The sequence below is a fragment of the Methylobacterium fujisawaense genome (genome assembly GCF_014138435.1).
Lineage (GTDB): Bacteria > Pseudomonadota > Alphaproteobacteria > Rhizobiales > Beijerinckiaceae > Methylobacterium > Methylobacterium fujisawaense.
Genome location: NZ_JACJIM010000014.1, coordinates 18,541 through 40,187 on the forward strand (window position 1 = coordinate 18,541; position 21,647 = coordinate 40,187).

18 protein-coding genes are annotated in these 21,647 nt (G+C 72.4%); 8 read left to right on the top strand and 10 right to left on the bottom strand.

Annotation, left to right across the window (positions count from 1 at the left end; all coding sequences use genetic code 11):
- Window positions 1-201 precede the first annotated feature (201 nt).
- From GGQ91_RS27535 to GGQ91_RS27555, 5 genes are all read right to left on the bottom strand, one after another.
- Window positions 202-3,678, bottom strand: coding sequence for a CheR family methyltransferase (locus GGQ91_RS27535; protein ID WP_182593286.1), 3,477 nt, complete (start codon window positions 3,676-3,678; stop codon window positions 202-204).
- On the bottom strand, window positions 3,659-4,219 hold the full coding sequence (locus GGQ91_RS27540; protein WP_053610625.1) for a PAS domain-containing protein: 561 nt from the start codon (window positions 4,217-4,219) through the stop codon (window positions 3,659-3,661). The genes GGQ91_RS27535 and GGQ91_RS27540 overlap by 20 nt, the downstream gene beginning before the upstream one ends.
- A gap of 319 nt (window positions 4,220-4,538) precedes the next feature.
- Window positions 4,539-7,430, bottom strand: coding sequence for a PAS domain S-box protein (locus GGQ91_RS27545; protein WP_210281472.1), 2,892 nt, complete (start codon window positions 7,428-7,430; stop codon window positions 4,539-4,541).
- Window positions 7,431-7,680: 250 nt separating this feature from the next.
- On the bottom strand, window positions 7,681-8,040 hold the full coding sequence (locus GGQ91_RS27550; protein WP_043351061.1) for a hypothetical protein: 360 nt from the start codon (window positions 8,038-8,040) through the stop codon (window positions 7,681-7,683).
- Window positions 8,041-8,147: 107 nt separating this feature from the next.
- A complete protein-coding gene (locus GGQ91_RS27555; protein ID WP_043759690.1) occupies window positions 8,148-9,248 on the bottom strand; it encodes an SMP-30/gluconolactonase/LRE family protein in 1,101 nt (366 codons plus the stop codon).
- A 216-nt stretch (window positions 9,249-9,464) separates the two neighbouring features.
- Between GGQ91_RS27555 and GGQ91_RS27560 the strand changes: the two genes are divergently transcribed.
- Window positions 9,465-9,707 (top strand): DUF6894 family protein, encoded by a 243-nt coding sequence (locus GGQ91_RS27560; RefSeq protein WP_043387267.1) that lies wholly within the window; start codon window positions 9,465-9,467, stop codon window positions 9,705-9,707.
- 3 nt (window positions 9,708-9,710) lie between these two features.
- On the top strand, window positions 9,711-10,721 hold the full coding sequence (gene ruvB / locus GGQ91_RS27565; RefSeq protein WP_182593287.1) for a Holliday junction branch migration DNA helicase RuvB: 1,011 nt from the start codon (window positions 9,711-9,713) through the stop codon (window positions 10,719-10,721).
- Between the two features lie 61 nt (window positions 10,722-10,782).
- Here ruvB and GGQ91_RS27570 read toward each other — a convergent pair whose 3' ends face one another.
- A complete protein-coding gene (locus tag GGQ91_RS27570) occupies window positions 10,783-12,732 on the bottom strand; it encodes a putative bifunctional diguanylate cyclase/phosphodiesterase (protein ID WP_043351264.1) in 1,950 nt (649 codons plus the stop codon).
- Between the two features lie 417 nt (window positions 12,733-13,149).
- On the opposite strand from GGQ91_RS27570, the gene GGQ91_RS27575 reads away from it, so the two are divergent.
- Both GGQ91_RS27575 and gph read left to right on the top strand, forming a co-directional pair.
- The gene (locus GGQ91_RS27575; RefSeq protein ID WP_043351262.1) at window positions 13,150-13,515 is read left to right on the top strand and encodes an MliC family protein; all 366 of its coding nucleotides are present in this window, start codon (window positions 13,150-13,152) and stop codon (window positions 13,513-13,515) included.
- Between the two features lie 397 nt (window positions 13,516-13,912).
- Window positions 13,913-14,617: a phosphoglycolate phosphatase gene (gene gph / locus GGQ91_RS27580; RefSeq protein WP_043351260.1), complete on the top strand. Its 705-nt coding sequence runs from the start codon at window positions 13,913-13,915 to the stop codon at window positions 14,615-14,617.
- 103 nt (window positions 14,618-14,720) lie between these two features.
- Here the strand turns inward: gph and GGQ91_RS27585 are convergent, their stop codons facing one another.
- Complete coding sequence (locus GGQ91_RS27585) at window positions 14,721-15,434, bottom strand: TetR/AcrR family transcriptional regulator (RefSeq protein WP_081948562.1); 714 nt, start codon at window positions 15,432-15,434, stop codon at window positions 14,721-14,723.
- A 164-nt stretch (window positions 15,435-15,598) separates the two neighbouring features.
- Here GGQ91_RS27585 and GGQ91_RS27590 point away from each other — a divergent pair, with 164 nt between their 5' ends.
- The 4 genes from GGQ91_RS27590 (at window position 15,599) to GGQ91_RS27605 (ending at window position 19,473) form a co-directional block, all read left to right on the top strand.
- Window positions 15,599-16,804 carry an acyl-CoA dehydrogenase family protein gene (locus tag GGQ91_RS27590; protein ID WP_053611571.1) on the top strand — a complete coding sequence of 402 codons (1,206 nt, stop codon included), beginning with the start codon at window positions 15,599-15,601 and terminating at the stop codon, window positions 16,802-16,804.
- A gap of 70 nt (window positions 16,805-16,874) precedes the next feature.
- Window positions 16,875-18,053 (top strand): acetyl-CoA C-acyltransferase family protein, encoded by a 1,179-nt coding sequence (locus GGQ91_RS27595; protein ID WP_179697475.1) that lies wholly within the window; start codon window positions 16,875-16,877, stop codon window positions 18,051-18,053.
- Between the two features lie 17 nt (window positions 18,054-18,070).
- Window positions 18,071-19,114, top strand: a complete 1,044-nt coding sequence (locus tag GGQ91_RS27600) for a phosphotransferase family protein (RefSeq protein WP_182593288.1) — start codon at window positions 18,071-18,073, stop codon at window positions 19,112-19,114.
- The gene (locus tag GGQ91_RS27605; protein ID WP_043759701.1) at window positions 19,111-19,473 is read left to right on the top strand and encodes a DUF6285 domain-containing protein; all 363 of its coding nucleotides are present in this window, start codon (window positions 19,111-19,113) and stop codon (window positions 19,471-19,473) included. Before GGQ91_RS27600 ends, GGQ91_RS27605 begins: the two co-directional genes overlap by 4 nt.
- Window positions 19,474-19,674: 201 nt before the next feature.
- Here the strand turns inward: GGQ91_RS27605 and GGQ91_RS27610 are convergent, their stop codons facing one another.
- The 3 genes from GGQ91_RS27610 to GGQ91_RS27620 form a co-directional block, all read right to left on the bottom strand.
- Window positions 19,675-20,058: a CsbD family protein gene (locus tag GGQ91_RS27610; RefSeq protein ID WP_043350215.1), complete on the bottom strand. Its 384-nt coding sequence runs from the start codon at window positions 20,056-20,058 to the stop codon at window positions 19,675-19,677.
- A gap of 77 nt (window positions 20,059-20,135) precedes the next feature.
- The gene (locus GGQ91_RS27615; RefSeq protein WP_043350217.1) at window positions 20,136-20,339 is read right to left on the bottom strand and encodes a CsbD family protein; all 204 of its coding nucleotides are present in this window, start codon (window positions 20,337-20,339) and stop codon (window positions 20,136-20,138) included.
- A gap of 106 nt (window positions 20,340-20,445) precedes the next feature.
- Entirely contained in the window at window positions 20,446-21,369 is a 924-nt protein-coding gene (locus GGQ91_RS27620) for a PhnA-like protein (protein WP_182593289.1), read from the bottom strand.
- Window positions 21,370-21,647: the final 278 nt, after the last annotated feature.

Consider the following 21,647-nt stretch of genomic DNA (forward strand, 5'->3'; position numbering starts at 1 on the left):
ACGAGAAGGATCAGGATCGAGCGCCCCGTCGCCGGTCAGCCGAGGTCGAGACTTTCTCGGTAAGGCCGCACCCCTCGCCCTGTCCCTCTCCCGCACGGGCGAGGGGACCCGCGCCCGGTCCTGAAGCCGCGTTGCCGACATGGATGGGTCCGACGGGCCGCCGCGAGCGTGCGGCCGGTAGCGGAGGGATCGGCTCGCGCCTCACCCCCGCGTCAGCGCCAGTTCCGGCAGGTGCAGGGTGATCCGGTAGGCGGACGCGTCGTGGCTGCGCGTCACGGTCGCTTCGAGCTGGCGCAGGGACATCTCCACCAGCAGGGTCCCGAAGCCCCGGCCCGGCCGCGGTTCGCCCACGCGGGCCATGCGCTCGCACCATTCGAGGACGAGCCCCTCTTCCTGGCGGTCCCAGGTGACGGACAGCGCGCCGTCGTCGGACCCGAGCGCGCCGTATTTCACCGAGTTCGTCGCCCATTCGTGCAGGATCATCGCCAGCGACGAGACGTGCCGCCAGTTGATCGCCACGAGGGGCCCCTCGATCACCGTGGGGACGTGGTCGCGGTACGGGCGCAGGGTCGCGCCGATCAGGCCCGCGAGGTCGCTCATGCCCTGGCCGTCGGAGGGATCGGCCAGGGAATGTGCCCGCCCGAGGGCCGAGATGCGGTCGCGCATGTCGGTGGCGAAGACGCCGATCTCCCGGTGCGTGCGGGCCCCCGCCGAGATCATGCCGCCGATGATCGCGAACAGGTTCTTCACCCGGTGATTCATCTCCCGCAGCATCAGGTCGCGGGTCTCGGCGAGCGCGTATTCGGGCGAGACGTCGATGCAGACGCCGACGATCCGCTTCCGGTCGCCGCTCCGGGTCAGGCGCCCGTAGCTGCGGATGTGCCGCAGCGCGTGATCGGCGGCGCGCACGCGGATGCGCGCCTCGAACTCGTCCAGGCCGTGCGCCGCTTCGGCGAGAGCCGCCTCGAAGCCGGGACGGTCCTCGGGCAGCACGCTGGCCGCCAGGGCGGCGGTGGGGTGCGGCGTGTCGGGAGTCAGGCCGAAGATCGTGCCGGCGGTGCTGTCGACCACGACGGTCCCGGCATCGGGGCTGTATTCCCAGACGCCGATGCCTCCGGCCTTCACGGCCAATTCCAACCGCTCCCGCTCCGCGGCGAGCTGGCGCTCCAGGGACAAGGCCTCGGTGATGTCGGTGAGCACCAGGGTGGCGCCGTCGACGCTGCCGTTCTGCAGGCGGTAGGGCAGCACCCGCAGGGAGAGCGTCCGGTCCCCATCCCGGGTGGCGACGCGCCGCTGGATCACCGAGCCGCCGGCGCAGACCTCCTGGGCGTCATGCAGGTATTCTGGGCCGGCGAGCCGGCTCGACACGTCGGCGAGGGGACGTCCCCGGTCGGCCGGCTGCAGCGGGAAGATCGCCGTGGCGGCCGTGGTGAAGCTGCGCACCTTCAGGGCGCGGTCCAGCACGACCACGGCGAGATCGGTGGATTCGAAGAAGTTGCGCAGATCGGCATTGGCGATGGTGAGCTGCTCGACCTTGGTCTTCAGCTCATCGTTGACCGTGGACAGCTCCTCGTTCGTCGACTGGAGCTCCTCGTTCATCGACATCATTTCTTCGTTGGAGCTCTTCAGCTCCTCGTTCGTCGTCTCCAGCTCCTCGACGGTGGAGCGGAGCTTGTAGCGCGTGCGCAGCAGCTCCTCCTCCAGCGCCTCGACGTGGTCGCCGCCGGCATCCATCTCGATCAGGTCGAGATCGTCCGCAGCCTGGAAGGCGCCGGTGTCGCGCAGGACGAGCAGCATCGAGCCGTCGGGCAGGGGATCGCAGATCAGCTCCACCGGCTGGACGCCGTATTCCGAGCGGATCTCCACGTCGCGGACGACCACGCGCTTGCGCGCATCCCGGGTCTGGCGGAGCAGCGGCCCGATCACGTCGCGCAGGCCCGGACGGGCCAGGGTGATCGCGCTGCTGCCGCCGGTCCGCGTGACCGGGAAGTCGAAGTAGCGGCTCAGGCGCCCGTAGGCGGCGATGATGCCGCCATCCTCGTTGAGCACCATGCTGGGCGGGGCGTAGCGCTCCATGACGCGGCGCACCGCGACGGTCTCGTCGGCGATCGAGGGCTCGCCGCGGCGCTCCTCGCGCGCTCCGCGCCGGGTCTCGCCGCGCCGGGCGCTCCCGGGCAGGTCGATCGGGTATTGCGGCGCGCCCGGCGGCCGCTCGAACAGGCGGGCGTGCTGGTCGATGACCGGGAAGAGGTGCTCGAACCGGCTGACGCTCTCCGAAGGCCCGAGGAACAGGTAGCCCCCGGGCCGGACCGCGTAGTGGAACAGCGGCACCACCGATTGCTGGAGGCGCTCGTCGAAATAGATCAGCAGGTTGCGGCAGGACAGGAGGTCGACCCGCGAGAAGGGCGGGTCCTTGACCAGGCTGTGGCTGGAGAAGCGGATCAGGTCGCGGATCTCGGCCGCGATGGTGAAGCGCTCGGCATGGGGGACGACGTAGCGCTCCCGCAGATGCGCCGGGATGTCGGCGAGCGCGGCGGCCGGGTAGGTCGCCTCCCGGGCGATCTGGAGCATGCGCTCGTCGATGTCGGTGGCGAAGATCTGGACCGCCGGCGGCAGGCCGAGGCGGCGGGCGGCGTCGGCGAACAGCATGGCGATGCTGTAGGCCTCCTCGCCGCTGGAGCAGCCCGGGATCCAGACCCGGATGTCCTCCTCGGGGTCGCGGGTGCGCAGCAGGGGCTCCACCGCGCGCTCCCGGAGGAGCTCGAACAGCTCGGCGTCGCGGAAGAAGCGGGTGACGTTGATGAGGAGGTCGCGGAACAGCGCCTCGCACTCGGTCTTGTCCGCCCGGACGCGGCCGAGATAGGCCCGGCCGGACTCGAGCCCGAGGACGTGCATGCGCCGCTCGACCCGCCGGACCAGGGTGGTCCGCTTGTAGCCGGAGAAGTCGTGGCCCACCGTCGCGCGGATGACCCGGCAGAGGTCGTCGATGTGGTCGGCGACGAGGCGGGCCTCGTCGTCGACGGCGTCGGTGCCCCGGCGGCGGAAGAAGCTCGTGAGGCAGTCCACGATCTCCCCCGGCGGCCGCACGAAGTCGACGAGGCTGGTGCCGACCGCCGAGAGCGGCATGCCGTCGTAGCGGGCGGTGTCGGGCTGCTGCACCACGCAGACGCCGCCATGCTCCTTGATGGCCCGCAGGCCGGTCGTGCCGTCGGCCCCCGTGCCCGACAGGATCACGCAGGCGGCGTTGGCCTGCTGGTCGACCGCGAGCGACAGGAAGAAGTCGTCGATCGGCCGGCGCAGGCCCCGCGGCTGGACGAAGTGGGTGAGTTCGAGGACGCCGTTCTGGATGACGAGGCCCCGCCCGGGCGGGATGATGTAGACCTTGTCGCCCGCGATCCGCTCCCCGCCCTCGCACTGGAGCACCTCCAGCTCGGTCTGCCGGTCGAGGAGCTGCGCCAGCATGCTCTCGTGGTTGGGGTCGAGGTGCTGGACGATGACGAAGGCCATGCCGGTCGGCGGCCGGGCGCGCGCCAGCATCTCCCGCAGGGCCTCGAGTCCGCCCGCCGAGGCGCCGATTCCCACGACGGGTCCGGCGAAGGGCGGGGCCGTCACCGTCCCGGCGCCGTCCAGGATCTCCGAGGCCTCGCCTCCGGGGGCGTTATGGAAATCCTGGTGCATCGAGATCCGCGAGCGTGAGCTTGGCCTGCGCGACCGTGGCGACCGTGTTGGCGATCGTCATCAGCGAGCCCTCGATGACGAGCCCACTCTCCGCAAGCGTCGGGGTCAGCCGGCTCAAGGTCCGGCCGAGTTCGGTATCGTAGGCGGAAAGCAACGCGGGTTGCGAGCGGCTGACATCGAATTGGGATGCGAAAAGAAAGCGCACCTCGCCCGAGAGCGCCTTCAGTTTGGACATGTACAGCAGATTGACGAAAGGCTTCCCGTCCTTGCGGAAATTCAGGATCGGCGTGCGCACGGAGTCCTGCCGGTCGTTCTCCAGGAAGGCGTGGATCTTGGCCCGCGCCTCCCGGTTGTCGGCGTCGCGCTGGAGGAGGCGGCAATTGCGCCCGACGACCTCCGCGCCCGTATAGCCGGTGAGCTGGTGGAACGGCGCGTTCACCAGGAGCAGGACGTTGTCGTCGGTCGCCGCGGCCAGCGCCAGGGCGATGTGGGATTTCTCGAAGAAGGTGCTGAGTTCGGCCGGGATGGTCTGCGTGTCCACGGTAGCTTCCCTGTCGCCTCCGTTCGGCGCGGCCCGGCCGGTCGCCCCGCGTTCGCGCTGCCGGCCTCGGCGCGGGTCGACATTCCTGACGCGCAACCGCGGCTGCCGTTCTCCAATTCGGGCACCGCGCTGAGGCCGTCCTCATGGGCGCGTCGGATCGGTATGGCAATGACGCCCGACCCCGCCCGCCCGTTCCGCGCGGGCCTGCCGCACCCCGTGTCCGGCGGGGGCACCGACGTTCCGCCGGGCGCCGCCCGGTCCGGCCCGACCGCACCGCCCAGGATGCGGCCGCCTGGCGCCCGACCGCGGCCTCCGGATCTCAGCCCTCGCCCCCGATGATGCCGCGGATGCGGGTGGCCAGCGCCTCCAGGGCGAAGGGCTTCGTCATCACCTGCATGCCGGGGCCGAGATGGCCGTGGTTGAGGGCGGCGTTCTCCGCGTAGCCGGTGATGAACAGGACCTTCAGGTCGGCACGGTGCTGGCGGCCGGCATCGGCCATCTGGCGGCCGTTCATGCCGCCGGGCAGGCCGACATCGGTGATGAGCATGTCGATGCGCACGTCCGACTGGAGCACCTTCAGGCCCGAGGCCCCGTCCGCCGCCTCGATCGCCGCGTAGCCGAGGTCTTCGAGCACCTCGGTCACCAGCATCCGCACGGTGGGCTCGTCGTCCACCACCAAGACCGTCTCGCCCTGCTCGGCGCGGGGGGCGTGGGCGAGGTCGGGCAGGCTCGCCTCGGCCTCCGCCTCGCCGAGATGGCGGGGCAGGTACAGGCAGACCATCGTGCCCTGGTCGATCTCGGAGTAGATCCGGACCTGCCCGCCGGACTGCTTGGCGAAGCCGTAGATCATCGACAGGCCGAGGCCGGTGCCCTCGCCGATCGGCTTGGTGGTGAAGAACGGGTCGAAGGCCTTGGCGACCACGTCGGGGGTCATGCCGGTGCCGTTGTCCGAGACGCAGAGCGTGACGTACTGGCCCGGCTCCAGCTCGCGCTCCTGGGCAGCCCGGTGGTCGAGCCAGCGGTTGGCCGTCTCGATGACGATGCGGCCGCCCTCCGGCATCGCGTCCCGGGCGTTGATGCACAGGTTGAGCAGCGCGTTCTCGAGCTGGCTCGGGTCGACCAGCGTCGGCCACAGGCCGCCGGCCCCCACCGACTCGATCGCCACGGCGGGGCCGACCGTGCGGCGGACGAGGTCCATCATGCCCTCGACCAGACGGTTCACGTCCGTCGGCTTCGGGTCGAGGGTCTGGCGGCGCGAGAAGGCCAGCAGGCGGTGGGTCAGGGCGGCGGCGCGCTTGGCCGCCCCCTGCGCCGCGCCGATGTAGCGGTCGAGGTCGCCGACCCGGCCCTGCAGCATCCGGGTCTGCATCAGCTCCAGCGAGCCGACGATCCCGGCCAGCATGTTGTTGAAGTCGTGGGCGAGCCCGCCGGTGAGCTGGCCGACCGCCTCCATCTTCTGCGACTGGCGCAGGGCCTCCTCGGCGCGCATCAATTCGGCGGAGCGCGCGGCGACCCGCTGCTCCAGGGTCTCGTTGAGGCTGCGCAGCGCCGCGGTGACGCGGTCCCGCTCCGCCTCGACGGCCTTACGCTCGTCCACGTCGATCAGGACCCCGGGGAAGCTCAGGGGCGTGCCGTCCGGCGCATGGTCGACGCGGCCGTTCGCCTCCAGCCAGTAGTAGTTCCCGTCGGCACGGCGGACCCGGTACTGGTGCGCGTAGGCGCCCCCCCGGGCGATCGCGGCCGTGATGGCCTGGGCCAGGCCGTCGCGGTCGTCGGGATGTACGGTCTCCACCACCTGGGCGAGGCTCAGGCCCTCGCGGCCGAGGGCCGGATCGAGGCCGAAGCTGCGGGCGAAGGCCTCGTCGACGGTGAAGCGGTCGCTCGGCAGGTCCCAGAACCACGTGCCGATGATCGCGCCGGCCGCGAGGGCGAGCTGCACGCGCTGGATGTTGGTGCGGGCGAGCGCCTCGCTGGCGCGCAGCGCGTCCTCCGCCTGCCGGCGCGCCGTGACGTCCCGGAACAGCACCGAGACCTGACGCCGTCCCGGCGGCTCGACCCGGGCCGCCGAGACGTCGATGAAGCGGTCGGCCTGCGCGAAGAAGCGTTCGAACCGGATCGGGCGGCCGGTGCGGAGCACCCCGCCGTACAGGTCGAGCCACGCATCCGCGTCCTCGGCCGCGACGAGGCCGCGCAGGGTCCGTCCGACGATGTTGGGAATGCCGGTGTGGCGCTCGTAGCCCGGATTGGCCTCGATGTGGACGTAGTCGCTCAGGGGGCCGTGCGGGCCGTCGAAGAACTCGATGATGCAGAAGCCGTCGTCGATGGCGTCGAACAGCGTCCGGTAGCGCTCCTCGCCGGCGCGCAGGGCGTCCCGGGCCTGCCGCTGCTCGGTGATGTCGCGCGCCACCCCGGAGAACCGCACCGGGCGCCCGTGGACGTCGCGCTCGATCTCGCCCTGCCGCGCGATCCAGCGGATCTCTCCGGTATCCGGCCGCCGGATCCGGTAGGTGACGTCGCGCGGGGCGTCGCCCCGGCGCCGGCTCGCTGCCGTCGAGACGAGAGTCTGGTCCTCCGGCAGGATCAGGGCCTCGACGATCTCGGCCGGGTAGGTGCTGCGCTCCGGCAGGCCGTAGAGCCGGCAGAATTGCGGGGTCGGGTGCAGGAGCCCGTCGTCGACCCCCACGGTGAACAGGCCGATCCCGCCCGCCTCCTGCGCCCGCAGCAGACGGGCCTCGGCCTCCCGGAGCGCCCGGTCGGCAGTGTCGAGGTCCAGGCTGTCCTGGAGCACCGCCACGTAGCCGACATGGGCACCGGCCTTGTCGCGCAGCGGCGTCACCGAGCCGGACATCCGCCGGCGGCCGCCGACGGCGCGCAGGTGCCAGTCCGCGTCCGCGACGTCGCCCTCGTCCAGGGCCCTGCGCAGAGCGGCCCCGGGATGGCCCGCCGCCCGGTCCTCGGGCGTGAACAGCGCCGCGAAGGGCTGGCCGCCCATCGCCTCCGCCGTCCAACCGAGGATGTCCTCGGCGCCGGCGTTCCAGGCGGTGATGCACCCGTCGCGGTCGAGGGCGATGGCGGCGAACCGGGCGGCGCCGTCGGGGATCGGCGGCGCGCCGCCGGTGCCGGTGGTCGCCGCCCGCGCCCGCAATCCGGCGGCCTCTTCCTCCAGCGCGCGGGCGCGCCGCAGGAGCATGTCGGTCCCTGTCGCGTCCACGCTCAGGGTCCGGGCGTCGCGACGGGCTCCGCCGCCGGCCGCGCGGACGCGACGGGGCCGATCTGCGCGGGGCGGTCGGGGCTGGTCGCCGGGGCGGGGAGGGCCGGTGAATCGGGCACGGGACTGGCGCTGTGACAGAGGTGGCGGGTCGTGGGGGCCTTCTGCCGGAAACGGACCTGGGACGCCACGGGAACGCACCATAACGCGCGGAAACCGCCAAGGCTGCGTCGGCCGGCCCGCGAGGACCGGGTCAGTGCGGCTCGGCGAGGCGGCAGGTGGCGCCGCTCGCGCGGGGCCAGCCGTAGTAGATCGTCTCGGCCTGCACGTCGGCGAGGCCCACGACCTCCGGCACCGAGGCCTGCTGCGTGTCGAGCACCGCCCCACCGGCCCCCGTGAAGGTACACAGGACGGTCACGTTCGTCGCCAGGTCCGGACCGGTGTTGCGCAGGTTGACCATCGCCCGCTGCGGCTCGTGGGAATCCGGTGGCGTGTGGAGCCGGGTCTCGCGAAGGACGAGGGCGGCGTCGGCCCGCGTCGGCGTCGCGCACGTGACGATCAGGCCGGCCGCCAAGAAGGCGGCGGCCGGCCGCGACGTCCGAATCCTGCGCATGATCCGTCCCTCCCATCCTCGCGCCGGGGCCCGGCCCCCGCTTCGGTCAAACTTGGGAACCGGCATCCCGGTTCTCCGCGCGGTGCGTCAGGCGCTTCATACCCGGCTCAGTTGCGCAGCGGCTTGGCGTCGATCTGCATCCGGTAGATCGTCGTCGGGAACTTGACCGCCGAGGCCTCGCCGCCGTTCATCGCCGGCGTGCGGTTCATCTGCGCCGCCGGGATCCACAGGCCGCCCTGCTCGTCGATCCACATCGCGTCGACCCAGACGAGCCGCGGGTCCTGCACCAGGGTGCTCATCGTCCCGTCCGGCGCGATCTTGAGGATCCGCAGGCCGTCCGTGTCGCTCGCGTAGATCGTGCCCGCCGCGTCGATGGCGGTGCCGCCCGTCGCCACGGTGGCGGCGTGGAGCTTGACGTGCTTGGCGCGCTCGTCGTCGCTCACGGTCGCGTCGTCAAGATACCGGGTCTCGATGCTGTAGAGCGGCCCGGTGCAGGCCTGATAGTAGAAGGTCTTGCCGTCCGGCGAGACCTCCAGCTGGTCGGCGTGGATGAAGAGCAGCTTGCCCTGGTCGTCCCGGAGCACCCGGCCCTGGCCGGTGAGCGGGCGCTGCGCGATGGTGGACCAATGGCCGTCGAGCACCCGCCGCAGGCCGCCGGTCTCGCGGTCGAGGACGATCAGCCCGGGCTGGCCGGCATCCGTCAGGTAGATGTGGCTGCCGTTGAAGCGGAAATCGTCGATGAAGCTCTTCTCGCCGGTCGCCGCCTGCAGCGGATAGACCTTGCGCACGGCGTTCGTGGCGAGGTCGATCTGCACGAGCTTCGGGCCGCCCGGCAGCGGCGCCGCGCCCATGCCCGGCGCGCCCTTGTCGACCACCCAGAGGTCCCCGTCCGGCCCGATCCGGATGGCGTTGACCGCCACGAAGGCCTTGGCCGGATCGTCGCCCGGCTTCCAGGCGTTCCAGGCCGCGTCGGGGAACGGAACCGCCTTGCCGTCCCGCCACTCGCCGAGTTCGAGGCCCGTGTCCTTGCTCTGCCGCTGGAACGGGGAGAACAGCCGGCCGTCCGGGGATCGGGTGATGCCGTTGAACACGAGGCTGTCCGATTTCACCATCGGCTTGAGGGCGTCGGACTCGGCCGGCGCCTCGGCGGCGCGGCCGGGCGTGCCCAGGGCGGCGGCCAGCAGGAGGGCGAGGAGCGTGGCGCGCATGGCGGTATCCCGGTCCAATGGTGAAGCGTCCGGGCCGGTAAGCCCGCAGGGCGCGCGGTGTTCCCTGCCGATCCCGTCGGCCGCAACCGAACCTCCGACGCCCCGGCCCCGCCGGGGGCGCCTGCGACGCCCCGCCGGGGCTGGATCCTGCGAAAATGAGAACATATAATGAACAAACGACGCGGGCCGCACGGGGCGGCCGAGGAGGAGCGAGGGATGGCCAAGTACCGGTTCCACTGCACCAACGGGCTCGAATGCGTGTTCGATGCCCGCGGCACCGAGGTCCGCGCCGCGGCACGCCTGGTCGACCGGGCCCGGAAGGTCGCCTCCGACGTGCGGCAGTCGCTGGCGAACCGGACCGACTGGGCCGAGTGGCGGGTGAGCGTGCACGACCTCTCGGGCCGGCGCGTCCTGGTCCAGCCCTTCGAGGGGGCGTCGGGGCGCGCCAGGGCGGCCTGAACGATGGCGCCGCTCCGGACGGGCACGGATCCGGTCGCCGGCGAGCCGGATCAGACGATCCGCCCGCTGAGCCTGTCCGAGTTCATCGGGCAGCGTGCGGCGCGGGCGAACATGCAGGTGTTCATCGAGGCGGCGCGGAAGACCGGCCAGGCGCTGGACCACGTGCTGTTCGTCGGCCCGCCGGGTCTGGGCAAGACGACGCTCGCCCAGATCGTGGCGCGCGAACTCGGCGTGAACTTCCGCTCGACCTCCGGCCCGGTGATCGCCAAGGCCGGGGACCTGGCCGCGCAGCTCACCAACCTGGAGGAGCGCGACGTCCTGTTCATCGACGAGATCCACCGGCTCAACCCGGCGGTGGAGGAGATCCTCTACCCGGCCATGGAGGATTACCAGCTCGACCTGATCATCGGCGAGGGCCCGGCGGCGCGCTCGGTCAAGATCGAGCTGCCGAAGTTCACGCTGGTGGGCGCCACGACCCGGGCGGGGCTGCTGACCACGCCGCTGCGCGACCGGTTCGGGATCCCGATCCGGCTGGAATTCTACGAGATCGACGAGCTGGAGCAGATCGTGGCGCGCGGGGCGCGGGTCCTGGGCCTGGGGATGTCGGCGGAGGGAGCCAACGAGATCGCCCGGCGGGCGCGGGGCACGCCGCGGATCGCCGGGCGTCTCCTGCGGCGGGTGCGGGACTTCGCCGTTGTGGCGGAGGCCGAGACGGTGACGCGGGCGATCGCCGACCGGGCGCTGCAGCTGCTCGACGTGGACGCGGCCGGGCTCGACGTGATGGACCGCAAGTACCTGAGCCTGATCGCGCGCTCCTTCGGGGGCGGCCCCGTGGGGATCGAGACGATCGGGGCGGCCCTGTCGGAGCCGCGCGACGCGATCGAGGACATCATCGAGCCGTATCTCATCCAGCGCGGCTTCGTGCAGCGCACCCCCCGCGGCCGCGTCCTCACCCGGCACGCCTACCGCCACATGCAGCTGCCGGAACCCGGGGCGGCCCCGGTGGCCGCCTGAGGCTGCGGCCCGACGGACGGCGGCCGTGCCGGCGGATGGCGACGCGCCGCCCGCCCGTCCCTCAGGCCCTGCGACGCACCGCGCCGGCGTCGTGGTCCATCCGCTGGAGCAGGGCGGCGAGGGGCATCGGCCGGCCGATGTGATAGCCCTGGACGTAGCGGCTGCCGTGCCGCCGCGCCACGTCCAGCTGGGCCTGCGTCTCGATCCCCTCGACGATCCCGTCGAGACCGAGGTTGCGGCACAGGTCCAGGATCGTGGAGATCAGGCTGCAGCCCCGGTCCGTATTGATGTCGACCATGAAGCTGCGGTCGATCTTGATCTTGTCCAGCGGCAGGCGGTGGACGTAGCCCAGGCTGGAATAGCCCGTCCCGAAATCGTCGAGCGCGATCTTGATGCCGAGGCTGCGCAGGGCGGTGATGGCCGCCTTGGCGTGATCGAAGTCGCGCATCAGGGCGGTCTCGGTGAGTTCGAGCGTCAGCCGGCGCGGGTCGAAGCCGCTGCCCTGCACCGCGGCCAGGATCGCCAGGACGGTCTCCGGCGAGGCGAGATCGTGGGCGGAGAGGTTGAAGGACAGGCCGGTCTCGGGCGGCAGCCGCGCGCCGTCGGCGAGCGCCTTGCGCAGGAGCAGGAGCGTGACCGTGTGGATCATGCCGCAGCGCTCGGCTGCCGCGATGAACCGGTCCGGTCCGACCTGGCCCAGCGACGGGCTCGTCCACCGCGCCAGACCCTCCACGAAGGCGATCCGCCCCGTCTCCGTGTCGAGGATCGGCTGGTAGTGCAGGACCATCTCGGCGGCGAGGTCGGCCGTCCGCAGGGCCGTCTCCACCGCCTGCTCGGCATGGATGGCGTCCTTGTGCTCCTGCGAGAACAGGGTCGTTGCGCCGCGCCGCTGCTCCTTCGAGTGGTAGAGCGCGTAGTCGGCGCGGTCGAACAGGGCGTCCGCGTCGCGCGTGGCCTTGCAGGAGAGGGCGAGGCCGCCCGAGCAGCCCGTGACGACCCGGATGTCGCCGATCCGCGTCGGCTGCTGCAGCGCCGTGCAGATGCCGTCGCAGAAGGCGAGCGCCGCCGCGGCCCCTTCGGACGCTCGGAGAATCACGCCGAATTCGTCGCCGCCCAGCCGCGTCACCACCACGTCGGCGCTGGCGAATTCCGCGAGGCGCCGGCCGGCTTCCGCCAGGACGCGGTCGCCGACATTATGCCCGTAGGTGTCGTTGATCGGCTTGAAACGGTCGAGGTCGAAGATGGCCAGGGCGAAGGGCGCGCCCGCCTCCGAGGGCGAGCGGATCGCCTCGTCGAGCTTCTGGAAGAAGTAGCGGCGGTTCGGCAGGCCGGTCAGGCTGTCGGTCTGGGCAAGGCGCGCATTCTCCTCGGAGAGCCGGCTCGCCACGGCCTGGGACGCCACGAGGTCGACGAAGGCCCGGTAGTTGGTGTTGAGGGTCCGGACCATCACCACCGTCACGAAGGCCGTGTTCGCCGCGATGGCGAGGAAGACCTTGTTCCCGCTCGTCACGCAGCAGAACAGGAACACGCTCATGACGATGCCGGTCACCAGGAAGGCCGCGACCGGCAGATGGGTCAGGCAGAAGATGCAGGCGATCACCGTGACGGCCACGAAGATCGCCGCGTGGCCCTGCTCGTAGGGGCCGCCGAACCCGGTCAGGACCATTGCCCAGACCACGAAGACGATCGAGAAGAAGATCGTGAGCACCGTGGTCCGCCGCAGATGATGGACCGCCTGCGCCTCGCTCAACGTCTCGGGCCGCAGGCGCAGCCAGTGGACCCCGCGGATCAGGCACAGCGAGATCACGACCGCCGGAATGCCGAGCGTCAGGATGGCGGGCGCCAGGGCATAATGCGTCGCGGCGAGCGCGCAGGCATTGACCGAGAGCAGTCCGTAGAGGGACGGGACCTGTTTCTGCAGTTCCGCGAGCTGACGGATGGCGGTCAGGCCGCGCGGGGATTTGGTCAGCGCCGCGATCAGTGTCGACAGAGCGTGTTTCGGGCGGTTCATTGGATCTGCAGCTGCGCGATTTTCGCATTACTATTTTCCTTTCATTAAGGAGCCATTTAAGCGGCGCGCGCGGGCGGTGGTCAGCCACGACCCGGATTCGCGTCCTGGACAGCCCCGTCGCAACAGCCCCGGACGCTTGGCTCGCCGACCGGACCGATCTTCGATCGCGGCCGGCACACCGTGATGGACGAGACTGGACCGTGATCCGTCTTGTCGCGTTGGACGAATCGTGAATTATTTACTGTATTGGGCTTTCGTTTCTGTGCGACAATGAAACATTATAAATCAATACAATTGTTCAGTTGCGCGCCTTTCAGGTGATCCGGGAAGTCCTCCGATTGCCCGCAGGGCGCATCCCGGCGATGATCGTCGGGACGGCCGCCACGCGGCCGCCGGAACGTGTCTGGAGAGTGGTCGATGAGAATCCCTGCCCGTGCCGTCCGGCCCGCGATCCTCGTGGGCGGCCTGCTCGTGGCCGCCGGGCCGCACGGGGCTGCGGCCGGACCGGGGCGGCCCGAGACGATCCACGTGACCTTCGCCTGTCCGACGGGGCGGACGCTGGCCGTCACGTTCGTGAACGGCGCGGGGCCGGAGCAGGCAATCGTCCGGCCGGGCGACGGCGGCGCCGTCACCCTGCCGGTGCAGCTGAGCGGGTCGGGGTTCCGCTATGCCGACGCCACCCACGAGCTGCGGGGCAAGGGGCGGTCGGTCACGTGGACCGACGGGTCCGGCAAGCCCATCACCTGCACCGATCAGACGCCGGCCGGCTCCGGGCCGCGATAGGCGGTGCCGCATCCGGGCCGCCGGGTCCGGACGCGGATGCCTACCGTCCGGTCACGCTTCGTGTCCCGGCGCGCCGGGCCGTCGGGACGATCCGCGTCGCGGCGGCCGAGCGGATCCGGGCGGTGACCCGCCTGCCATCGGGGCGATCGCCCAGGAGGCCGGATTCGCCAGCCGCGTGCGGATGCGCCGCGCGATCCGCCGGGCCGCTCGCAATCGTCCGAACCCGCGGGGCCCGTCACGGGCCGGTCACGGGCCGGACATGGCCGCGTCATCGCGGGTCGCGCCCGTTGCGAGCGGCGCTCCCTGGCCCGGCCGCGCGCGACCCGCTAGGAACCGCCCGTCCCGGAGACCGAAGCGTCGGCGTCCGGCGGCGGTCCCCTCGACGCGGAGAACACCCTTGCCTGCGGCCCCGTCGCGCTTCGACGCCGTTCTCCTCGATCTCGACGGCACCCTCGTCGACAGCCTGGCCGATCTCCGGACGGCCCTCAACGCGATTCTGGCGCAGGAAGGCCTGCCGCCGGTCGCGGCCGCCGCGGTGCGGGCGATGGTGGGCGATGGCGCCCTGGCGCTGATGCGGCGCGCCCTGCGGGCCTCCGGCGGCGACGCCGACCGGGCGGCGGAGCTGCTGCCGGCCTTCCTGGCCGTGTACGAGCCGATCGCGGCGACCGGCACGGCCCTGTTCCCCGGCGCCGCGGAAGCCGTCCGCGCGCTCCGGGAGGCGGGCCTCGCGCTGGCGATCGTCACCAACAAGCCGGCCCGCGCCACCGGCCTGATCCTGGATGCGGTGGGGCTGACGCCGCTGATCGACACGGTGGTGGGCGGCGACACGCTGCCCCAACGCAAGCCCGATCCCGCGCCGCTCCGGGAGGCCCTGCGCCGGCTGGGGGTCGAGCCCGACCGGGCCGTGATGGTCGGGGACATGCACCACGACATCGCGGCGGCCCGCGCGGCGGGCGTCGCCGCGATCCTGGCCCGCTACGGCTACGGGCGCCCCGAAGACGCAGACGCCGCCGACGCCGTCCTCGACCACATCGGCGGCCTGCGGGTCCTGATTGGGGCGCTGCCCGGGCCGCTGGCGTCGGGCCGCGCCTCGGCCTCCTAGCGCCTCGCCGCGAGGGCGCGGCGGCCGGAGACGCCCGGCGCCCGGGCGGTCCGTTCGCGGAGGGCGGCCGGCAGCGGCGCGAAGCGGGCCGCGCCGGACGCGGTCAGGGCGCCGCGATGGCCTTCTCGACGAAGGCGATGACGCCGGCGATGTAGCGCTGGATCGGGATGCCGCGCTTCCGGTGCTTGGCCCGCTTCACGTACCAGTCCTGCAGGAGCGGCTTGATCAGCGCGGCGGTGAGATCGACGTCGGCGACCGCGAAGACGCCCGCCGCAACGCCGCGGGCGAGGACCTCGGCGAAGATGCGCTCCGTGGCGGCCTCGCTCTCCGTCGCCATCGTCCGGGCGGGGGCCGGAAACCCCTTCGCCTCCATGAAGGCGAAGACGAACCAGGGCTGCATCGCCTCGGTCAGGCGGATATGGGTCTCGATCAGCCAGCGCAGATGCGCAGCCGGATCCCCCTCGATCCCCGCGGGAGCCTGCCGCAGGACGGCCTCGGCCGTCTCGGCCACCTCGGTGAGGATCATCACCAGAAGCGTGTTCTTGTTGTCGAAGTACGAGTAGAGCCCGCCCATGCTGAGGCCCGAGGCCTGGGCGAGGTCGCGCAGGCTGGTCTCGTGGAAGCCCTGCCGGCTCGACAGCTTCAGCACCGCCTCGATGATCCGGGCGAGGTTGGCGGTGGCGACGTGATCCTTCCGGACGCTGATCCGGTCCCGGTGCCGCGCCAGGATCCGCGCGCAGATCGCCTCGGTCGCGTAGGCGTCCTTCGCCGGCAATTCGGCCGGACGGGCGGACGGGGGAGCGTCAGCGGGTCTCATCGATCCATCGTCGCGCGGGCCGGTCGGGGCGACGGCCGAAGACGGTCCCCGTCCCTTGGCCCGTTGCCAGTCGCCCTTAGCGCGTTGCCAGATCCGAATCCAGGCGATAAAAAGCGAGCGCTCGCTCGATTTTTATCGCCTGGGCCGGCACAGCAGGTGGGCTCATGGATTTCACCATCTCCCCGCGCGTCGAGGATTACCGCGCCCGGATCGCGGCCTTCGTGGACACGCACATCCTGCCGCTGGAGGCCGATCCGACGGCCTATGACGGCCACGGCAACATCAGCCTCACCGAGCTGGCCCGGCTGCGGGGTCTCGCCCGCGACCAGGGCCTGTGGTGCCTGCAGCTGCGGCCCGAGACCGGCGGCGCCGGGCTCGACAGGGTCGGCATGGCGGTCTGCTACGAGGCCATGAACCGGTCGATCTTCGGGCCGGTCGTGTTCAACGCGGCCGCGCCGGACGACGGCAACATGATGGTGCTGGAGAAGGTGGCGACGCCGGACCAGAAGGCGCGCTGGCTCGCGCCGATCGTCGACGGACGGGTCCGCTCGGCCTTCGCCATGACCGAGCCGCATCCCGGCGGCGGCTCCGATCCGGGGATGATCCAGACCCGGGCCGAGCGGCGGGGCGACCGCTACGTGGTCACCGGCCGCAAGTGGTACATCACCGGCGCCGAGGAGGCCGCGCACTTCATCCTGATGGCGCGCACCTCCGACGACGCACGCAAGGGGCTGACCGCCTTCCTGTTCCACAGGGACCAGCCCGGCTGGCGGATCCTGCGCCGCATCCCGATCATGGGGCCGGAGGAGCATGGCGGCCATTGCGAATTGCTGTTCGAGGGCCTGGAGATCCCGGCCGAGAACGTGCTGATGAGCGAGGGCGACGGCCTCAAGCTCACCCAGATCCGCCTCGGGCCGGCGCGGCTGACCCACTGCATGCGCTGGCTCGGCCTGTCGAAGCGCTGCGTCGCGATCGCCCGGGCCTATGCGGCCGAGCGGCACGGATTCGGCGTGCGCCTCGCCGACCGGGAGAGCATCCAGCTGATGCTCGGCGACCTCGCCATGCGGATCGAGATCGGCCGCCTCCTGGTGATGAAGGCCGCCTGGGCGCTGGACCAGGGCAGCTTCGCCCGCAAGGAGGTGTCGATGGCCAAGGTGCACGTGGCCAACCTCCTCCACGCGGCCGCCGACACGGCGATCCAGATCAACGGCGCCCGGGGCTATTCCACCGACACGCCGCTGGAATGGATCTACCGCTACGCCCGGCAGGCCCGCCTCGTGGACGGGGCCGACGAGGTCCACAAGATGGTCCTCAACCGCAATCTGGAGGCCGAGGGCGACGCCTTCTGGTCGTGGGGTGTCGGGGCGTGAGCACGGCCTCGTCCAGGCTGTCCGCTGTCCCATCCGCCGATCGGCCGAGTAAGCCATGGAGCCCAAGACGATGACCGATGTCGTGATCACAGGCGCGGTGCGCACCGCGATCGGCACGTTCGGCGGCGCGCTCGCCGGAACGCCCCCCTCCGTCCTCGCCGCCCGCTGCGTCGCCGAGGCGCTGCGCCGGGCCGGGACCGCGCCCGAGGCGGTCGGCCACGTGGTCCTCGGCAACGTCATCCCCACCGAGCCCCGGGACGCCTACATCGCCCGCGTCGCCGCCCTGGAGGGCGGCCTCCCCAAGGAGGTGCCGGCCATGACGGTCAACCGCCTCTGCGGCAGCGGCCTGCAGGCGATCGTCTCGGCCGCGCAGTCCATCCTGCTCGGCGACGCGGAGATTGCAGTGGCCGGCGGGGCCGAGAGCATGAGCCGCGCGCCCCACCTCCTGACCACCGGGCGGACCGGGTCGCGCATGGGTGACGCCGTCCTCGTCGACTACATGCTCGGCGCGCTGAGCGACCCGTTCGGCAACGGCCATATGGGCGTCACTGCCGAGAACGTGGCCGAGCGCTACGCCATCCCCCGCGCCATGCAGGATGCCTTCGCGGCCGAGAGCCAGGCGCGCGCCGCCCGGGCGATCCGCGAGGGCCGGTTCCGCGATCAGATCCTGCCGATCGACGTGCAGCGGAAGCGCGAGACGGTGGCCTTCGACACCGACGAGCACCCGAAGGCCACGAGCGCCGACGACCTCGCCAAGCTCCGCCCGGCCTTCTCCAAGACCGGCAGCGTCACGGCCGGCAACGCCTCGGGGCTGAACGACGGCGCCGCCGTCCTGGTCCTGTCCAGCGCCGCGCAGGCCGAGCGCGACGGCGCGACGCCGCTCGCCCGGATCGTCGGCTATGCCCATGCGGGCGTGGACCCGTCCGAGATGGGCATGGGCCCGGTGCCGGCGGTGCGGCGCCTGCTGGAGCGGACCGGGCTGCGGGCGGGGGATTTCGACGTCATCGAGTCGAACGAGGCCTTCGCGGCCCAAGCCTGCGCGGTCTCCCGCGCCCTCGACCTCGATCCCGACACGGTCAACCCCAACGGCGGCGCCATCGCCCTCGGCCACCCGATCGGCGCCACGGGGGCGATCATCACCGTGAAGGCCCTCTACGAGCTGGCCCGGACCGGCGGCCGCTACGGTCTCGTGACCATGTGCATCGGCGGCGGCCAGGGGATCGCCCTGGCCCTCGAGCGCGTCCAGTGACGCGGCCCTGAACCCCCATGCTGGACGCAGGTCAAAGGACGGCGCTCTGCGCCTGGATCGGCCGGACCCTGGGGGCCGGGACGGTCACCCTCGACGACATCCGGCCGCTGACCGGCGGCTCGATCCAGGAGAACTGGATGCTGGCCTGCCGGGTCGACGGCGGGGAGCGGGGCTTCGTCCTGCGCAAGGACGCGCCGGCCACCATCGCGTCGAGCCGCCCGCGGGCCGAGGAGTTCCGGATCCTGCGCGCCGCCTTCGCGGCCGGCGTGCGGGTGCCGGAGCCGGTCGGATTCTGCGCCGATCCGGGCGTGGTCGGGGCGCCCTTCGCCCTGATGGGGCTCGTCTCCGGGGTCGGGCTGGGGCCGCGGGTGGTGAAGGACACGCGCCTCGGCGGCGACCGGGCGGCCCTGGCCGAGCAGCTCGGGCGGGAGCTGGCCCGGATCCACGGAATCCTGCGGGCCGATGGCCCCGGCCGCGCCGCCCTGGCGGACGACCTCGCCTTCCTCGGTGCGCCCGACGCGCATCCGGCGCTCACCGAGATCCACACCCTGCGGGCGAATCTCGACGGGATCGGCGCCGTGCGCCCGGCCCTCGAATGGGGCCTGCGCTGGGCCGAATGCCACGCGCCGCCCTGTCCCGAGCCGGTCCTGGTCCATCGCGACTTCCGCACCGGCAACTACATGGTCGATGCCGAGGGCCTGACCGCGATCCTCGATTGGGAATTCGCCGGCTGGGGTGACCCGGTCCAGGATATCGGCTGGTTCTGCGCCGCCTGCTGGCGGTTCGGCCGGCCCGACCTGGAGGCCGGCGGCATCGCCCCGCGGGCCGCCTTCTACCGCGGCTACGAGGCCGAGAGCGGACGCAGGATCGACCCGGAGGCCGTGCGCTACTGGGAGATCATGGCGCATCTGCGCTGGGCGGTGATCGCCCTGGAGCAGGGCCACCGCCACGTCTCGGGTCAGGAGACGTCGCTGGAGCTCGCGCTCACCGGCCGGATGGCGCCCGAACTCGAAGCCACGATCCTGCGCGAGACCGCGCCCGAACGATGGGGAGCCCGATGAGCGCCGCCTTCCCGGACGCGCCCGCGGGCGCCGCCCTCCTGGCGGTGGCCCGGCAGAGCCTCCTCGACGAGGTCGCCCCCGCCCTGTCGGGGCGCCAGCGTTACGTCCTGCTGATGGCCGCCAACGCGATGGGCATCGTCCTGCGGGAGATCGAGCAGGAGGGTGCCGCCGCCGAGGCCTGGGCGCGGGTGCTTGGCGTGCTCTCCGCCGAAGGGGACGCCGCCGAAGGGGACGCCGCCGCGCCGGCGGCTCTGGTCGCAGCCATCCGCGCCGGCCGCTGCGACGGCGACGCGGCGCTCCACGCGGCACTGGTCGAGACGACGCGGATCGCCGCCAGCATCTGGAAGGCGCCGGGATAGCGGCCCGCGGGTCGCGTCGCCCCGGCGGGTCTCCCGGCGTCCGCGACCGGGGCGGGCGCGGGAACGACGGCCGCCGCGACGGCGCGTTACCTCAGTAGGTCCGGCCGGTGCGCTGGCGCCGGTCGAAGCGGCGGCCGACATAGGCGATGAGCTTCGGCACGATGAAGGCCGTCAGGATCTTGCGCAGCATGGGGGCCTCCTTCAGCGGGTGCGGCGGACGAGCCAGCCGGCCGCGAAGGCGAGCGCGGCCAGACCCAGCAGGGTGTTCGTGCGGTTGGCCTCGACCGTGCGGATCGCCTGCCGGCCGTAGACCGCGCCACGGCGGCGCACGTCCCGGGCGCGTTCGCGGCCTTCGCCAATGAGATGGTCGGCCCGCGTCCGGGCGGCCTCGGCCAGATGGCGGCCATCGTCGGCCAAATCCTCGGCCCGGTCGCGGGCGCGACCGTAGGCATACTGAGCGCCGCCGGCCACTTGGTTGACGGCGCCGCGCACTTGGCGGGCCGGGTCACCGGTCAGGCCGCCCAGGGCGGTCTGGGCGCGACCCTTGAGGTGGCGGGACGCGCCACGGATCTGGTCGCGGTTCATGCTGCTCTCCTGTCTCGGGGTGATGGGACCTCGCCGGGGGGCCGCGGCGCCGGTGGCCCGGCGCCGCGGGATGAGGATCAGTGCTTGCCGGTGATCTTGTCGGCGAGGGTCTTGGCGCCGTCCTTGACGTCGCCGACGGTCTTCTGGGCCTCGCCCTTGAGCTCCTGCGCCTTGCCCTCGGCCACCAGCTTGTCGTTGCCCGTGGCCTTGCCGGCCGCCTGCTTGACGTTGCCGACCGCCTCGTTGGCCAGGCCCTTGATCTTGTCGGTGGTGCTGCTCATCGCGTGTGCTCCGTGCGGTTGGAGGGGGGTCGGGGATCCCGGCCGGGCGCGTTCCGCCCGCCGGGGATGGGCGGCGCCCGCATGGAGGCGCGGGCGCCGAGGGCGGTCAGACGCGCCGGGTCTCGTAGGCGCCGAGCAGGGTCGCGGGCTTCGGCGCGCCCAGGCGGCCGCCGAGGAAGGCCGCCAGGGCCCCGAGGATCAGCGCCAGCGCCGCGTAGAAGGCGCCCTGCGTGGCCGCCGACTTGGCCGTCACGGCCGCGGCCTCGGCCTTCTGCTTGGCGGTGGTCACCGCCTGGTCGTACTGCGTCTCGTAGTCCTGGATCTGCTGGCGGGCCTGATCGACCGGGATGTTCTGCGCCTTGGCCAGGGCGTCGGCCGCGCGGGCCTCGGCCTGCTGCTTCTGCGACGCGTCACCCGTGAACAGCGCCTTGATCGCCGCCACCGCCGCGTCGCGGGCCGCCTGCGGGTCCTGGCCGGCGGTCTGCTGGCGGACCTTCTGCTCGATGCCGTCCAGCGGGTTCGAGATCTTCGCCAGCGACGGCGCCGCAGCCTGGGCCGCCGTCTGCACGGTGCCGCCCACGAGGTTGCCCGCGCCGCCGAGCGCTCCCGAGACCGTGCTCAGCGTGCCGCCGACCAGGCCGCTGGCGGCCGAGGTCAGCAGGTAGAGCACGACCAGCGTCGTCACCGCCCAGGAGACGAGACCGTGCAGGGCGGCGGCGCCCGGCAGGGGCTTGCCCGAGAGCCGGCCCGCGATCAGCCCGCCGGCCAGCGAGGCGACGATGCCCGAGGCCACGAACCAGATGCCGGCGCCCATCGAGGCGGTGGAGGCGGAGGGATTGTCGGCCGCCGTCGTGCCCACCGAGGCCAGGCCCACCCCGACGCCGACGAGGTTCACGATGACCTGGGTCACCAGGGCGGTGACGGCGCCGGCGAAGATCGCCCCCCAGGACACTTGGTTGAGCAGGACGGCGCGCGTGTCGGCGTGCGCGTCCGGCGCGAGGGGCGTTGCTACGGTCTGGATGGTGGTCACGCTGTCACTCCGGTGGTGGTGGTCGTCGTGGGTCGTCGCAAGGGGGTGTCGCCGGTGGGGGCGTCGCCAGGGGGCGTCGCGGTGGGGCGGCGCCAGTGAGGGGGCTCAGTCGCGGGCGCCTCATCCTGCGCGGAAGAGCCCTGGCCGCGCGGAAGATGAGGGCGGACATCGCCCGATCAATGATCCGCCCATACCGGTACGGCGGTATTCATCCGTCAGGCCTGCTCAGCGGAAAGCCGTTCTCGCGCCCCCACACCACCGCCTCGCTGCGCTTGTGG